This window comes from Streptomyces sp. NPDC048182 (assembly GCF_043202555.1).
Taxonomy (GTDB): Bacteria; Actinomycetota; Actinomycetes; order Streptomycetales; family Streptomycetaceae; genus Streptomyces.
Genome location: NZ_JBIDAQ010000001.1, coordinates 291,936 through 306,500, shown reverse-complemented (window position 1 = coordinate 306,500; position 14,565 = coordinate 291,936). Strand labels below are relative to the sequence as shown.

Below are 14,565 nucleotides of genomic sequence, written 5' to 3'. Positions count from 1 at the left end.
GGCGATGTGTCGTACCCCACACTGAGGGCGGTGCCTGAGTCCTCGGACGTTCCGTCCAACGCGCGCGGGAGGGACAGCGGCGGGGCCGCCGACTCCCCTCCCGGACCACCGCTGCCACCGCCCCCGCGGGCAGCGTCCCTCCTGGAGGTCGCCCCGGTGCAGACCCAGACCCTCACCTCCGCTCCCGCGGAGCCCGACGAGAGCCCCGTGCCACCCGCCCCGGACCGCGCCCCCGCCCGCACGGAGTCCGGCGGTCCCTCCTCCGACCTGTTCCGCCAGTACCTCCGCGAGATCGGCCGCATCCCGCTGCTCAGCGCCGCCGAGGAGGTCGACCTCGCCCGCCGCGTGGAGGCCGGCCTGTTCGCCGAGGAGCGGCTCCGGCTCGCCACCGACCTGGACAGCCGCCTCGCCGGCGACCTGGACCGCCTCGTCGTCCTCGGCCGGGTCGCCAAGCGCCGCCTGATCGAGGCCAACCTGCGCCTCGTCGTCTCCGTCGCCAAGCGCTACGTCGGCCGCGGCCTGACCATGCTCGACCTGGTCCAGGAGGGCAACCTGGGCCTGATCCGGGCGGTGGAGAAGTTCGACTACGCCCGCGGCTACAAGTTCTCCACCTACGCCACCTGGTGGATCCGCCAGGCCATGTCCCGGGCCCTGGCCGACCAGGCCCGCACCATCCGCGTCCCCGTGCACGTCGTCGAGCTGATCAACCGCGTCGTCCGCGTCCAGCGCCGCATGCTCCAGGAGCGCGGCTACGAGCCGACCCCGCAGGAGGTCGCCGCCCAGCTGGACCTGCCGCCCGAGCGGGTCGGCGAGGTGCTGCGGCTCGCCCAGGAGCCGGTGTCGCTGCACGCGCCGGTCGGCGAGGAGGACGACGTCGCGCTCGGCGACCTCATCGAGGACGGCGACGCCGCCAGCCCCGTGGAGTCCGCCGCCTTCCTGCTGCTGCGCCAGCACCTGGACGCCGTGCTCTCCACCCTCGGCGAGCGCGAGCGCAAGGTCGTCCAGCTGCGCTACGGCCTCATCGACGGCCGCCCGCGCACGCTGGAGGAGATAGGCCGGCTCTTCGGCGTCACCCGGGAGCGGATCCGGCAGATCGAGTCCAAGACCCTCAACAAGCTCCGCGACCACGCCTTCGCCGACCAGCTGCGCGGCTACCTCGACTGAGGGCGCAACGGCCGGCGCCGAAGGACCGGGGGCCGCTCCGCCCGTGCGGAGCGGCCCCCTCGGCCGTACTCACTCGACCTCGGCCACCGCCTGCGCGAACTGCGCCCGGTACAGCCGCGCGTACGCCCCGTCCGCGTCCAGCAGGTCCGCGTGCGCGCCCTGCTCCACGATCGAGCCGTTCTCCATGACGAGGATCACGTCCGCGTCCCGGATGGTGGAGAGCCGGTGCGCGATGACGAACGAGGTCCGCCCGTGCGCCAGCTTGGCCATCGCCTTCTGGATCAGCACCTCGGTGCGCGTGTCCACCGAACTGGTCGCCTCGTCCAGGACCAGGATCACCGGGTCGGACAGGAAGGCCCGCGCGATGGTGATGAGCTGCTTCTCACCGGCGCTCACCCCCGTGCCCTCGTCGTCGATCACCGTGTCGTAGCCGTCGGGCAGCGTCCGCACGAACCGGTCGGCGTGCGCGGCCCGCGCCGCCTCCTCGATCTCCCCGCGGGTGACCTCGCGGGAGGCCCCGTAGGCGATGTTCTCCGCGATGGTGCCGCCGAACAGCCAGGTGTCCTGGAGCACCATGCCGATGCCGGAGCGCAGCTCGTCCCGGGACATCCGGCTTATGTCGACGCCGTCCAGGGCGATCCGCCCGCCGGACACCTCGTAGAACCGCATCAGCAGGTTGACCAGCGTGGTCTTGCCCGCGCCCGTAGGGCCGACGATGGCGACCGTGTGGCCCGGCTCGACCGTCAGCGACAGGTCCTCGATCAGCGGCTTGTCCGGGTCGTAGCGGAAGGAGACGTGCTCGAGATCCACCCGCCCGCGCCCCTCGCCCTCGGCCGGCCGCACACCCGCCACCGGATCCGGGGACTGCTCCTCGGCGTCGAGCAGCTCGAACACCCGCTCCGCCGACGCCACCCCGGACTGCACCAGGTTCGCCATCGAGGCGACCTGCGTCAGCGGCATCGAGAACTGCCGGGAGTACTGGATGAACGCCTGCACGTCGCCGATGGACAGCGTGCCGGACGCCACCCTGAGGCCGCCGACGACCGCGACGAGCACGTAGTTCAGGTTGGAGACGAACATCATCAGCGGCTGCATGACCCCGCTGTTGAACTGCGCCCGGAACCCCGCCTCGTACAGCGCGTCGTTCTCCTCGGCGAACTGCCGCGCCGACTCCTCCTGCCGCCCGAAGACCTTCACCAGGGTGTGCCCGGTGTACATCTCCTCGATGTGGGCGTTCAGCTTGCCCGTGGTGCGCCACTGCTGCACGAAGTGCGGCTGGGAGCGCTTGCCGACCCGGGTGGCGACCACGAAGGACAGCGGCACCGTCACCAGCGCGACCAGGGCCAGGATCCAGGAGACGTAGAACATCATCGCCAGCACGCCGACGATGGTCAGCAGCGAGTTGATCAGCTGGCCCATCGACTGCTGGAGGGTCTGCCCGATGTTGTCGATGTCGTTGGTGGCGCGGCTGAGCACCTCGCCGCGCTGGCGCTGGTCGAAGTAGGACAGCGGCAGCCGGGACAGCTTGGTCTGCACGTCCTCGCGCATCCGGAACATGGTGCGGTTGACCGACCGGTTCACCAGCCGGGTCGCCACCGCCATGAGCACCCCGGCCACCGCGAACACGGCGAGCGCGAGCAGCAGGACGTGCGCGACGGCGGTGAAGTCGATGCCCTCGCCGGGCGTGAAGTCGGTGCTGCGCAGCATGTCGGCGACCCGGCCGTCGCCGCGCCGCCGCAGCGAGTCGAGCACCTGCTCCTTCGTCGCGCCCGCCGGCATCCCCCGGCCGACGATGCCGGCGAAGACCAGGTCGGTGGCGTTGCCGAGGATCTTCGGACCGACCACGCTGAGGCCGACGCTGAGGACCACGCAGGTCAGCAGCGCGACGATCGTCACCCGCTCCGGCCGGAACCGGGCGATCAGCCGCTTGCCCGACTTGGTGAACTCCATCGAACGCTGGTCGGGGTTGCCGCCCCCGGCCATCATGCGCCCCGCAGCCCCGGCCATCAGGCAGCCTCCGCTTCCGTGAGCTGGGAGAGCACGATCTCCCGGTAGGTCTCGTTCTCCGCCATCAGCTCCTCGTGCCGGCCCACGCCGACCACCCGGCCCTCGTCCAGGACGACGATCCGGTCCGCGTCGCGGATGGTCGCCACCCGCTGGGCGACGATCACCACGGTCGCCTCGGCCGTCTCCCGGCCGAGCGCGGCGCGCAGGGCCGCGTCGGTGGCGTAGTCGAGGGCGGAGAAGGAGTCGTCGAAGAGGTAGATCTCCGGGCGCTGCACGAGCGTACGGGCGATGGCGAGGCGCTGGCGCTGCCCGCCGGAGACGTTGGTGCCGCCCTGCGCGATCGGCGCGTCGAGCCCGCCGTCGAGGCGGTCCACGAACTCCCTGGCCTGCGCCACCTCAAGCGCGTGCCACAGCTCCTCGTCGGTGGCGTCCGGGTTGCCGTAGCGCAGGTTGGTGGCGACCGTGCCGGCGAACAGGTACGGCTTCTGCGGCACCAGGCTGACCGTGCGGGCCAGCAGCGCCGGCTCGACGGTGCGCACGTCCACCCCGTCGACCAGCACCTCGCCGTCGGTGGCGTCGAAGAGGCGGGGGACCAGGCCGAGCAGCGTCGACTTGCCGGCGCCGGTCGAGCCGATCACGGCCGTCGTCTCGCCCGGCCGGGCCAGCAGGTCGATGCCCCTGAGCACCGGCTCCTCGGCGCCCGGGTAGCGGAAGCCCGCGCCGCGCAGCTCAAGGGTGCCGTGCCGGCGCAGCTCGGTGACCGGCGCGAGCGGCGGCACCACGCTGGACTCGGTGCCCAGCACCTCCTGGACGCGCTCGGCGCACACCTCCGCGCGCGGCACCATCATGAACATGAAGGTGGCCATCATCACGGACATGACGATCTGCATCAGGTAGGCGAGGAACGCGGTCAGGTCGCCGATCTGCATCCCGCCGCTGTCGATGCGGTGCGCGCCGAACCACACCACCGCGATGGAGGAGAGGTTCACCACCGTCATGACCACCGGGAACATCAGCGCCAGCAGGTTGCCGGTGCCGAGCGCCACGTCGGTCAGCTCGGTGTTCGCCTTCCGGAAGCGCCGCTGCTCGTACTCGTCGCGCACGAAGGCCCGGATGACGCGGTTGCCGGTGATCTGCTCGCGCAGCACCCGGTTCACCGTGTCGAGGCGCTTCTGCATCGACCGGAACAGCGGCCGCAGCCGCCGCACGATCAGCGTCACGCAGATCGCCAGCACCGGCACCACGCCGACCAGCACCCCGGACAGCGGCACGTCCAGGCCGAGCGCCATCACGATGCCGCCGACGCACATGATGGGCGCCGACACCATCAGCGTGAACGTCATCAGGGCCAGCATCTGGACCTGCTGCACGTCGTTGGTGGTCCGGGTGATCAGCGTGGGCGCGCCGAAGTTGCCGACCTCCCGAGCCGAGAAGGACTGCACCCGCCCGAACACGGCGGCGCGCAGGTCCCGACCGAGCGCGGAGGCGGTGCGGGCGCCGTAGTAGACGGCCCCCATGTTGCACACCACCTGCGCGAGGGAGATGCCGACCATCAGCGCGCCGTAGCCGAGGATGTAGCCGGTGTCGCCCTTGACGACACCGTTGTCGATGATGTGCGCGTTGAGGGTGGGCAGGTAGAGGCTGGCGCAGGTCTGGAGGAACTGCAGCACCACCAGCAGGGTGATGGGTTTCCGGTAGGGCCGGAGGTAGGCCCTCAGTAGTCGTATGAGCACGCTGGTCTCTCGGTGTCGGCGCGGAGGGGGCGGGCGGTCGCCCTCGGCGGGTTGGTTGCCCTTGGCCCCCATCGTCCGACACTCCACCCGCGTTACCTCAACTCATTAACGCGGCGAGGCGGAAGCCGCGGAAGGCGCGACCCTTACGGACTACGGACTACGGACTACGGACTACGGACTACGGACTACGGACTACGGGCGCATCGCGTCGGGGTGGGTCTGCTCGCGGACGGCGACGAACTGCTGCCGAACCGCCTGCCCCACCGCCAGCTCCTCGCCCGGTTCCAGGACCTGCGCGACCGCGCCCTGCCAGCGCGGGGGAGTGTGCGGGTCGAGGGTGCCCCGGTGCACGCCGAGCGCCCAGGCGGCCTGCCGGGCGGCGCCGATCGCGGCGTAGTCGGCGGGCTGCGGCACCACGACCTGCGCCCCGAACAGCCCGGGCGCCGCCGCCTGCACGGCCGGCAGTTCGGCCGCCGCGCCGAGCAGGAAGACCCGCCGCACCTCCACGCCCCGGCCGCGCAGCACGTCGAGGGCGTCCGCGAGGCCGCACAGCATGCCCTCGAACGCCGCCCGGGCGAGGTGCTCGGGCTTCATCGACTCGCGCCGCAGCCCGGCCAGGGTGCCGGCGGTGTGGGGGAGGTGCGGGGTGCGCTCGCCCTCCAGATAGGGCAGCAGGACGAGGCCGTGCGCGCCGGGCGTCGACTTCATCGCCAGCTCGGAGAGGGCCTCCAGGTCGGACACGCCGAGCAACTCGGCGGTGCCGCGCAGGGTGCGTACGGCGTTCAGCGTGGTGACGACGGGGAGGTGCATGCCGGTGGCGTCGGCCAGGGCGGTGATCATCCCGGAGGGGTCCACCAGCGGCTCGGGGTGCACGGCCATCACGGAGCCGGAGGCACCCAGCGAGACGACGGCGTCCCCGAGGCCGATCCCGAGCCCGAAGGCGGCGGCCATGGTCTCGCCGGTGCCGGCGGAGATGAGCAGCCCCTCCGGCGTCGTACCGGCGGCGTCGGACGGGCCGAGCACCTCGGGGAGCATCGCGTGCCGCCCGAGGGCCAGCTCGACGAGGTCGGGCCGGTACCCGCCGGTGGCGGCGGACCAGTACCCCGTCCCGGACGCCCCGCCCCGATCCGTCGTGCGCCGCACGGGCCGCCCGAGCAGCTGCCACACGAGCCAGTCATGGGCCTGCAACAGCACGGCGGTCCGCCCGGCGGCCTCGGGCTCGTTGCGGGCGAGCCAGCGCAGCTTCGTCACGGCCTGCCCGGCCTGCGGCACGGAGCCGACGGCCTGGGCCCAGCCCTCGCGCCCGCCGAACCCGTCGATCAGATCGGCGGCGGCGACCTGGGCGCGCTTGTCCGCGCCGACCATGGCGGGGCGGACGGTGTTGCCCTGGGCGTCCAGTGGCACGACGGCGTTGGCCTGCGAGGAGACCCCGATGGCCTCGACGCCTTCGAGGAGCCCGCCGCCGGCGGCCTCCCCGAGCGACAGCAGCCAGACCTGCGGGTCGATGTCCGCGGGGCGGCCACCGCCCTCGGGGATCTCCACCGGGTGCGGCGCGTACCCCTGGCGGAGCACGGCACCCGTGTCCGCATCACAGACGACGATACGAGTGAAATCGGGCGAACTGTCCAACCCGGCGACTATCCCCATGCCCGGAATTCTGCCGCACCGGGCGCGCGGTCCGTACCCGGCGGGGGCACCCGGGCCTCAGGTGGTGCTGGTGCCCCAGTCGTCGGCCCCGTTCCCTTGGGCGTTCCGCTCCCGCAGCGACTTCACCCGCTGCGCGACCGAGTCGGGCAGCCGGTCCCCGACCTTGTCGCTCACCGCGTGGTACGCCTTGTCGGCGAGGCTGCGGCCCTGCTGCGCGGCGGACTCGGCAGTGTTGCGGACGGCCGGGTTCTGGCCGACCCGGCGGGCGGACTTGCGCAACTGCTCGTACCGCTCCCGCCCGGCCTTCGTGCCGAGCACGTACCCCACGGCGAGACCGCCGACGAACGTGAGCCGGTAACGCATGTGGCCACCCATCCCTTCCTAGCTCTCCCGTGCCGGGGAGTACCGATTGGCGGAGCACCCCCCTGCTTGCGCTAATGTATGTGTCGCAGCGAGCGCGTTCCCCTGGCGAATACCCAGGTAGATGCGTTCGATGCAACGAGACGATCCTCCGTAGCTCAATTGGCAGAGCAGCCGGCTGTTAACCGGCAGGTTACTGGTTCGAGTCCAGTCGGGGGAGCTCGGTCCTCCGTAGCTCAATTGGCAGAGCAGCCGGCTGTTAACCGGCAGGTTACTGGTTCGAGTCCAGTCGGGGGAGCAGTCGACGAGGGGCCCTACGGGGCCCTCAGTCATGTCCGCCCCTCCCCGCGGGAACCGCCCGCCGAGCTGCGGAGTCCTCATGATCAGGCAGGTGCCGCGGCAGCCGACCACCCGAGGCAGGAGATCGTATGAGCGGCTATGCTGCGGCAGACGACGCGCACACTTGTACGCGACACGCCGCTAAGGGGCGGTAGCTCAGCCGGTTAGAGCAGCGGACTCATAATCCGTCGGCCGTGGGTTCGAGTCCCACCCGCCCCACCATGCAGAAACGCTCTGAACCGGGGCGCAGCGAACATCTTGCCCGTCTCCGATTCACCGCGCCGCAGCCCACGGAGGGCGATCAGGTGTCCGGGGTCAGCGGAACGCCGGCGTTTTGCCGTACCTCCAGTCGGTCAGCCGCTTGCGGATGCCGGCCACCATGGGGAGGTCGTCGGTCTCGGCAGGTTCGAACCAGGCGACCTCCGTGGACTCGTCCGACACGGCCAGTTCGCCGCCGGTGGGCCGGGCCAGGAAGCAGATGGAGAACTCCTGCCTGACCTCGCCGTCGTCGTAGGCGAAGACGTGTCCGGGATCCGTGTACGTCCCGACCAGACCCAGCACCTCGACGTCGAGCCCGGTCTCCTCGCGGGTCTCCCGGACGGCGCAGCCGGGCAATGTCTCGCCGATCTCCATCCGCCCGCCGGGCAGGGCCCACTTCCCGTTGTCGACCCGCCGCTGAAGGAGCACGCGCCCGTCGGCGTCGACCACGATCACCGAGGCGGCGGGCACCAGGCTGTTCGCGGCGGGGGCCGCCGGGTCGTTCTCGTAGTCACGCCTGCCCATCGGGGTCCTCTCGTACCGGACGGCCGCGCGTCCACAGCTCCTCGACGTGGGTCGCGAACCGGTCGAACATGCCGTCGTTCTGGTGGCGTCGCAGGTAGAGCGTCGGGGCGTCGTGGCCCACGCTGTAGGGCAGTAGCGGCGTGACGATCATCGCGTCATCGAAGCGGAACACCGAGAGGTAGGCGTGTCCGTCCGAGAAACGGGCGGCGACCGCGCCGTCCAGCTTGGCCAGCTCGGCGAGCGTGACGCGGATCCGCGTAGAGAGGGTCAACGGCACATTCTCGTCCCGCTCGCGCGACCTCGTCAGCTCGCTGTCCGGGTCACCGACGACGAAGCGGACTCGGCAGCCGCGCTCCGCTTTCCGCCGCAGGGCCGTGCCGAAGCGCGCTTGTTCGAGCCAGAGGAAGTAGTTGGTGTACCCGGCGAACGTCAGCTCTCGCTCGGCGCGCGTGATGAGGGTCCGCCACAGGGAGGCCGGCACCGCCGAGCGGTACGGGAACACCTCGGCGATTTCGCGGTTCGGGCCCACCTTGATTGCCGTCTTCGCCGCGTCTGGCCACAGCACGCCTTCGTCCTCCTTCAGCGCTTCGGCCACCGCCCAGCGGTGCCTGGCGTGGGGGACGCGCCCCGGCTGCGTGATCCACCGGCCGACGGTCTTCGTGTCGACGTCGCAGCGTTCGGCTAACTCGCGGTCCGTCATCCGTGCATTCGCCATGGCCCTGCGCAGTGCTTCGTTCACCGCTACCCCCTGGGACGTTCGGCACGCTTCAAACCGTAGCGATGCTGCGTGCCCAACGGCCGTTGAACGAGGTAGGAACTGCCTGCGCACCGCCGACTTCCTCATCTCCCAGGGCTGGGACATCGATGAGGAGCTGTGGGCGATCGACGGCGTCGACTGCTCCCCGTGCGACAGCAAGGTCCCCGACAGCCACTGACCCCGCTACAGTCGCCCCCGCCCTTCGCAGTACGCCCGGGGGCGGGGGCTCCGCCGCGACCAGGAGAACCATCGTGCCCGTACCGCACGACATCACCGCCGAGACCGAACTGTGGGACGCCTACGCCGAGAGCGCCTTCGACCCGAGCGCCGAGCCGTCCTTCCGCTGGACCCAGTACGCCGGCCACGGACCGGGCCCCGAACTGCTGAACCGGCCCGAGTCCGTGCTGGAGATCGGCTGCGGCACCGGCAGGGCCCTGGCCCATCTCGCGCAGCAGGGTGTGAAGGCCACCGGCGTGGACCTGTCGCCGCGCATGGTCCAGCTCGCAGGCGAGCGGTGGGCACCCTTGGGTGCCCGGATCGAACGGGCGGAAGTCCTCGACTGGCTCGCCTCCGACACCGGCCGGTACGACGCGGTGTACTCCATCTTCGGCGCGGCGTGGTTCACCCACCCCTCCCGCCTGTTCCCCCTCGTCCGCGAGCGCCTCGCCCCCGGCGGGGTGTTCGTGTTCTCCCAGCCGCCGGCCATTCCGGGCGCCTACGGCCCGCAGGGTATGTACAAGGGCGGTTTCGCGGGCAAGGCGATGTTCACCTACCGCTACAGCTACAAGCCCTCGGTGTGGGAGCGGCACCTGCTGCGGGCCGGCTTCTCCACGGCGGACGCCCGTGTCGTGGACGCCCCGAGGGAGGGACACATCGGCACCCTCATCGTCAGCGCCCGAGCCTGACGCACTCCATCAGCGGCCCCGGCCGGCGACCCGAACGCCGTGCCGGGTCGCCGTCACGCCTACTCCGGTGCGTATTCCCGGCCCAGGTGGGGGTCGTCGAACACGAGAACCTCCCACCACTTCAGAGCGTCTGAAGTGAGTCAGAGCCATCCGGCGTGAAACCTCCGGACTCATAGCCCGCGCTGATCGACCGCGACGACCCGGTACAGGCGCTCAGCCGCGACGCCACCACCTCCCACTCATCCGCACGACCGGCGCTATGAATCATCTGCACGTTCGCGGCGACGGTGCCCTGCGACGGCAGCAGGGCGGAGCGACTGTCAGACCCAGGTGGCAGGATCGTCGATGTGAACGCCCTGAGGCGTCCTCAACTCCGTTTTGTAGCAGGTGAAGAGGAGCATTCCCCTTGCGACTGCATCGTGTAGCGCCCGGCATCGTGGTGGGCGTTCTCGCCCCGGCCCTCCTGCTCGCCACCCCGTCCTTCGCCGCTGCGGCGGCACCGAGCGGGGAGGCGGTGCCCGCGGTGTCCTCGTCCGCGGACGAGCCGGACATCGACGACCTGAGGGTGGCGATACTCCGGATCCTCGCCGACCCGGACAGCGGCCGGCGTGTGACAGAAGAGGGCAACGCCCTCTTGGACGCCAACGACCCCGAGGCGATGCGGGTCTGGTTGGAGAGCGGCTACCGGCTCGCCCAGGGTGAGGACGACCGTGTCGCCCTCATGCGCATTCTCGCCGACCCGGACAGCGGGCGGCGTGTCACGGCCGAGATCAACGCCCTGATGGACGGCAACGACTCCGACGCGTTACGTGCCTGGTTGGAGAGCGGCTACCGGCTCGCCCAGGCCGAGGACGACCGTGTCGCCATCGCTCGTGTCCTCGCCGACCCGTCCAACAGCCCGGCCCTGCGCGCGGCAGCCAATGCCGCCCTCGACGACAACTCCCCCGAAGCGCTGCGCCACTTCCTGGAAGTCGGCAGATACCAGGTCGCCTGACCGGCGCAGCGCCGCACCGCAGCGCCGTCGCCCGACCCGCTCGCGTCTCCGACAGCAGAAAGCACCTTCCTCGATGACCGCACGACCCCTCCGCCCCGAGCGCGGCGTGACCGACCTGCCGTTCAAGCCCCGGCTCGTCAAAGCGGTGTTCCGGGACGTGACCTCGTTCCCCGTCTCCCGGCCGGCCGCGTGGGTCGCCGCGTCGGTGACGCGGACCGTGCTGACGGAGATCATCGACGTCGCGAGAAGCGCGGCGGCCGAGGAGGGCAGGAAGAGGCTGACAACGCGGGACCTCATCTCGGCGATCGACCGGAACGTCGAGGTCGAGGTGGGAACGGCGTGGTACCTGTACAGCCCGACCTTCCACGGCCTGTTGGGCGAGGTGCGCGACGCCGACGGTGCGCTCGTGTCTCTCCGTGAGCGCCGCGGGGCGCGTACGCCAAAGGGCGTGGCCGGCGCCCACCGGTTCGAGCCCGGGGTGAGAAGGCTGCTGGGGAGCCGGGGGGTGAGGGCGGTCCCGGCGATGGTCCGCGACCTGGACGGAATCGCGAGCGTGTTCCTGACGGACCTGGCCCGGGGCGCTGCCCAGGTCGTCCGCGAGGGCGGAGTCAAGCTGTTCGGGACGGTCGCTCTGGTGGTACCGGGCGAGCCGGCCCCTGCCCCGCCGCTCAAGGACCCCTTCCCCGCGCTGTCCACCCGCAGCGGGGGCGGGCGGACTGTCGGCGGGGACGACGTCCTGGCCGCCGTCGCGATGCAGCTGTTCGGCGGTCTCCGAGAACGCGCCCTCACCGAGGCAGTCGCGATGACACGGAGCGCGACGCCGGTGGATCTGTGGCGATCGTGATCGCGGCGGCCGTGCCCCCTCGCCGGCGCTCGTCATCGGCCCTCCCACCGGCGTGACGGGACCGACCGCCGCGACGACGGAGTGCGTCAGTTCTTGATCGCCACCCCGCACACCGACACGTCGGCCGTGGGCTCCTCCGGCTGGTCGGGGTCCGGGTGCCAGGTGGCGGTGGGGACGACGCCGGGGTCCAAGAGGGTCAGGCCGTCGAAGTAGGCGGCGATGTCCTCCGGGGAGCGGAGGTGGTAGGTGTTGGCCGACTGGCCGTTGTAGACCTGCACCGCCTTGTTGAGCGCCGCGTTGGAGTCCGTGCCGTCGCTCAGGGCCAGGTAGCTGCCCCTGGGCAGGCCCGCGAGCAGGGTGCTCACCAGGTCCGCCGGGCGCTCCGCGTCGGAGATCTGGCCCAGGATGCCGAGCATCGTGAGGGCCACCGGGCGGGTGAGGTCCAGGGTCTCGGCGGCTGTCGCCAGGATGCGGTCCGGGTCCCTGACGTCGGCGTCGATGTACGAGCAGGCGCCCTCCGGGCTGCTGGTGAGCAGGGCCTTGGCGTGGGCCAGGACCAAGGGGTCGTTGTCGACGTAGACGATGCGGCTCTCCGGGGCGATGCGCTGCGCCAGTTCGTGGGTGTTGTCCGCGGTGGGCAGGCCGGTGCCGATGTCGAGGAACTGGCGGACGCCCGCCTCCCCGGCCAGGAAGCGCACGGCGCGGGCGAGGAAGCGGCGTTGCAGCCGGGCGACGGCGACGAACTCCGGGAAGGTCGACAGGATGACGTCGCCGGCCTCGCTGTCGACCGGGTAGTTGTCCTTGCCACCCAGAAGGTAGTTCCAGACACGGGCGGAGTGCGGGCGATCGGTCTGCAGCCTGGCCCGGATTTCTTCACGCGGATCAACCATGGGTAGAGCTTCACACATGAGTGCCGCGGCGTGTGTACGGGTGGTGAACTCTGTGGACCGTACCTGGAGTTACCGCCTGGTCGCTCTGTCGACGCGGTCGCGCGTTCGGATAGCGTCTTCACGTCGCCGCCACACCTTGGGCACAAGGCCCACATGGGACTCGCGGTGCGTAGGGATCACCGTCTCTTGACGACAGCCACCAGTACCTTCCACGTGCGGCCCTACACGCCGCACTGCCAGGTCATCCACGCCGAGGGCGCGCACACCGTCATCGGCATCTCGCCCGGGAACGGGTACTTCAGCCACCAGCGCGTCGCGGAGCTCGCCGCCTGGGGGTTAGCCAACTTCGAGCAGGTCGACCTGATCTACACGGACCTGCACGTGGCCGACATGTACGAGGCATTCGGCTATACGGCCGTGGACGCGCAGCGCAAGGCCGTCAAGAACCTGCGCGGTGTGCGGGCCAAGGTCACCGCCGCCGTCGCCGCGTTCGACCCCGACGGCGTGCGGCTGCGCGGCCGGCCGATGTCCGCGCTGCTCGATCTGCCCGCCTACCAGCGGCTGCGGGGGCGGATCGGGGGGCTCCTCGCCACGGACGCCGAATTCCGGTCCGTCTGCGACCAGTTGGTGGACGCCTTCCTCACCGCGAAGGTCCTCGACGGGCGGCGGCCCAGCGAGCGGCAGCGGCAGGTCTGCCTGGACTACGTCTGCGCCGAGGCCCCGCTCTTCCTCGACACCCCGGCCATCCTCGGCGTGCCCTCGTCCCTGAACGTGTACCACCAGGCGCTGCCGATGGCCGACCTGCTCTACGCCCGCGGCAGCGGCCTGCGCGCCTCCCGCAACCAGGGCCACGCCATCGTCACCCCCGCCGCCGAAGGAGCCCTGGCATGAGCACGAGCACCGCGACCGACACGCTGCCGCGGTTCCCCTTCGACGCCCGGGGCGACCGGCTGCCCGCGGAGATCGACGCGCTGCGCGCCCAGCCGGTGCGCAAGGTCCGCACCATCGCCGGGGACGAGGCGTGGCTGGTCTCCTCGTATCCGCTGTGCAAGCGGGTGCTCGAGGACGAGCGGTTCTCGCTGAAGGACACCTCAGCCCCGGGGGTGCCGCGCCAGTACGCGCTGACCATCCCGCCCGAGGTGGTCAACAACATGGGGAACATCACCGGCGCCGGCCTGCGCAAGGCCGTGATGAAGGCGCTCAACCCGAAAGCGCCCGGGCTGCGGGAGTGGCTGGGCGAGCTGGCCCACGCCCTCGTGGACGACCTCGTGGCCAAGGGCGCGCCCGCCGATCTGCGGGGCGACTTCACCGTCCCCTACTCCACGGGGCTGCACTGCCGCATCCTCGGCATCCCGCAGGCCGACGCCCCGCTGCTCTACCGCAGCCTCGACATCGCGTTCATGAACTCCGCCTGCCCCGTCACCGGGGCCCGGCTGAACTGGGACCGCGACATCGCCTACATGGTCGAGCGGCTCGACGACCCCGCCGTCACCGGGCTGATGGGCGAACTCGCCGCGCTGCGCGGCACGCCCGAGTACGCCCACGTACCCGACGAGATGCTGGCGACCGTCGGCGTCACCATGTTCGGCGCCGGCGTCATCTCGGTGATGGGCTTCCTGACCATGGCGCTCGTCTCGCTCATCCAGCACCCCGATCTGCAGCAGCAGTTGGCCGCCGAGCCGGCGCTGATCCCCGCCGCGCTGGACGAGTTGCTGCGGATCAACCTGTCGATCGCGGACGGGCTGCCGCGCATCGCGCGGGAGGACGTCACGCTCGGGGACGTCACGGTCCGCGCGGGCGAGCTGCTGCTGGTGCTGGTCGAGGGCGCCAACCACGACCCGGACGTCTTCCCGGACCCGCTCACCTTCCGGCTCGACCGGCCGAACGCGGGGACGCACCTCTCCTTCGGCGGCGGCGGGCACTACTGCCCCGCGACCGCGCTCGGCAAGGCCCACGCCCGTACGGCGATCGAGGTCCTCCTGGAGCGGATGCCGGAGTTCGGGCTCGCCGTGCCGATGGAGCAGCTGGTCTGGCGCACGGGGTTCATGAAGCGGATCCCTGAACGGCTGCCGGTGGCCTGGTAGTCGGTGGTGGCCGGCGGTCACCCGAGGTGGCCGCCGGCCGTCCGTTCACGCCGCCGGC

The 14,565-nt window shown here is 71.4% G+C and carries 13 protein-coding genes and 3 tRNA genes; 9 read left to right on the top strand and 7 right to left on the bottom strand.

Annotated elements, in window-relative coordinates; translation table 11 throughout:
• The first annotated feature begins 30 nt into the window (after window positions 1-30).
• Window positions 31-1,164, top strand: a complete 1,134-nt coding sequence (locus ACGFZL_RS01515; RefSeq protein ID WP_393688167.1) for an RNA polymerase sigma factor — start codon at window positions 31-33, stop codon at window positions 1,162-1,164.
• A gap of 69 nt (window positions 1,165-1,233) precedes the next feature.
• On the opposite strand, the gene ACGFZL_RS01510 is transcribed toward ACGFZL_RS01515, so the two are convergent.
• The 4 genes from ACGFZL_RS01510 to ACGFZL_RS01495 form a co-directional block, all read right to left on the bottom strand.
• The gene (locus tag ACGFZL_RS01510; protein WP_393688165.1) at window positions 1,234-3,171 is read right to left on the bottom strand and encodes an ABC transporter ATP-binding protein; all 1,938 of its coding nucleotides are present in this window, start codon (window positions 3,169-3,171) and stop codon (window positions 1,234-1,236) included.
• Window positions 3,171-4,904 (bottom strand): ABC transporter ATP-binding protein, encoded by a 1,734-nt coding sequence (locus tag ACGFZL_RS01505; RefSeq protein ID WP_393688163.1) that lies wholly within the window; start codon window positions 4,902-4,904, stop codon window positions 3,171-3,173. The genes ACGFZL_RS01510 and ACGFZL_RS01505 overlap by 1 nt, the downstream gene beginning before the upstream one ends.
• Before the next feature lie 192 nt (window positions 4,905-5,096).
• The gene (locus ACGFZL_RS01500; RefSeq protein WP_393688161.1) at window positions 5,097-6,551 is read right to left on the bottom strand and encodes an FGGY-family carbohydrate kinase; all 1,455 of its coding nucleotides are present in this window, start codon (window positions 6,549-6,551) and stop codon (window positions 5,097-5,099) included.
• A gap of 57 nt (window positions 6,552-6,608) precedes the next feature.
• Window positions 6,609-6,914, bottom strand: a complete 306-nt coding sequence (locus ACGFZL_RS01495; protein ID WP_355166283.1) for a YtxH domain-containing protein — start codon at window positions 6,912-6,914, stop codon at window positions 6,609-6,611.
• Between the two features lie 144 nt (window positions 6,915-7,058).
• On the opposite strand from ACGFZL_RS01495, the gene ACGFZL_RS01490 reads away from it, so the two are divergent.
• The 3 genes from ACGFZL_RS01490 to ACGFZL_RS01480 all read left to right on the top strand — a co-directional run bounded on the left by ACGFZL_RS01490 (window position 7,059) and on the right by ACGFZL_RS01480 (window position 7,472).
• Window positions 7,059-7,131: transfer RNA gene (locus ACGFZL_RS01490), tRNA-Asn, on the top strand.
• A gap of 5 nt (window positions 7,132-7,136) precedes the next feature.
• Window positions 7,137-7,209: transfer RNA gene (locus ACGFZL_RS01485), tRNA-Asn, on the top strand.
• Between the two features lie 186 nt (window positions 7,210-7,395).
• Window positions 7,396-7,472: transfer RNA gene (locus ACGFZL_RS01480), tRNA-Ile, on the top strand.
• 93 nt (window positions 7,473-7,565) lie between these two features.
• Here ACGFZL_RS01480 and ACGFZL_RS01475 read toward each other — a convergent pair.
• On the bottom strand, window positions 7,566-8,033 hold the full coding sequence (locus ACGFZL_RS01475) for an NUDIX domain-containing protein (RefSeq protein WP_393688158.1): 468 nt from the start codon (window positions 8,031-8,033) through the stop codon (window positions 7,566-7,568).
• Window positions 8,020-8,772 carry an XRE family transcriptional regulator gene (locus ACGFZL_RS01470; RefSeq protein WP_393688156.1) on the bottom strand — a complete coding sequence of 251 codons (753 nt, stop codon included), beginning with the start codon at window positions 8,770-8,772 and terminating at the stop codon, window positions 8,020-8,022. The genes ACGFZL_RS01475 and ACGFZL_RS01470 overlap by 14 nt, the downstream gene beginning before the upstream one ends.
• 269 nt (window positions 8,773-9,041) lie before the next feature.
• Here ACGFZL_RS01470 and ACGFZL_RS01465 point away from each other — a divergent pair, with 269 nt between their 5' ends.
• From ACGFZL_RS01465 to ACGFZL_RS01455, 3 genes are all read left to right on the top strand, one after another.
• Window positions 9,042-9,695, top strand: coding sequence for a class I SAM-dependent methyltransferase (locus tag ACGFZL_RS01465; RefSeq protein ID WP_393688154.1), 654 nt, complete (start codon window positions 9,042-9,044; stop codon window positions 9,693-9,695).
• Between the two features lie 406 nt (window positions 9,696-10,101).
• The gene (locus ACGFZL_RS01460) at window positions 10,102-10,689 is read left to right on the top strand and encodes a hypothetical protein (protein WP_393688152.1); all 588 of its coding nucleotides are present in this window, start codon (window positions 10,102-10,104) and stop codon (window positions 10,687-10,689) included.
• A 73-nt stretch (window positions 10,690-10,762) separates the two neighbouring features.
• Entirely contained in the window at window positions 10,763-11,533 is a 771-nt protein-coding gene (locus ACGFZL_RS01455; RefSeq protein WP_393688150.1) for a hypothetical protein, read from the top strand.
• A gap of 86 nt (window positions 11,534-11,619) precedes the next feature.
• Here the strand turns inward: ACGFZL_RS01455 and ACGFZL_RS01450 are convergent, their stop codons facing one another.
• Window positions 11,620-12,423, bottom strand: coding sequence for an SAM-dependent methyltransferase (locus ACGFZL_RS01450; protein WP_393688148.1), 804 nt, complete (start codon window positions 12,421-12,423; stop codon window positions 11,620-11,622).
• A gap of 186 nt (window positions 12,424-12,609) precedes the next feature.
• Here ACGFZL_RS01450 and ACGFZL_RS01445 point away from each other — a divergent pair, with 186 nt between their 5' ends.
• A complete protein-coding gene (locus ACGFZL_RS01445) occupies window positions 12,610-13,314 on the top strand; it encodes a tRNA-dependent cyclodipeptide synthase (protein WP_393688146.1) in 705 nt (234 codons plus the stop codon).
• Window positions 13,311-14,507 carry a cytochrome P450 gene (locus tag ACGFZL_RS01440; RefSeq protein WP_393688144.1) on the top strand — a complete coding sequence of 399 codons (1,197 nt, stop codon included), beginning with the start codon at window positions 13,311-13,313 and terminating at the stop codon, window positions 14,505-14,507. Before ACGFZL_RS01445 ends, ACGFZL_RS01440 begins: the two co-directional genes overlap by 4 nt.
• The last annotated feature ends 58 nt before the right edge of the window (window positions 14,508-14,565 follow it).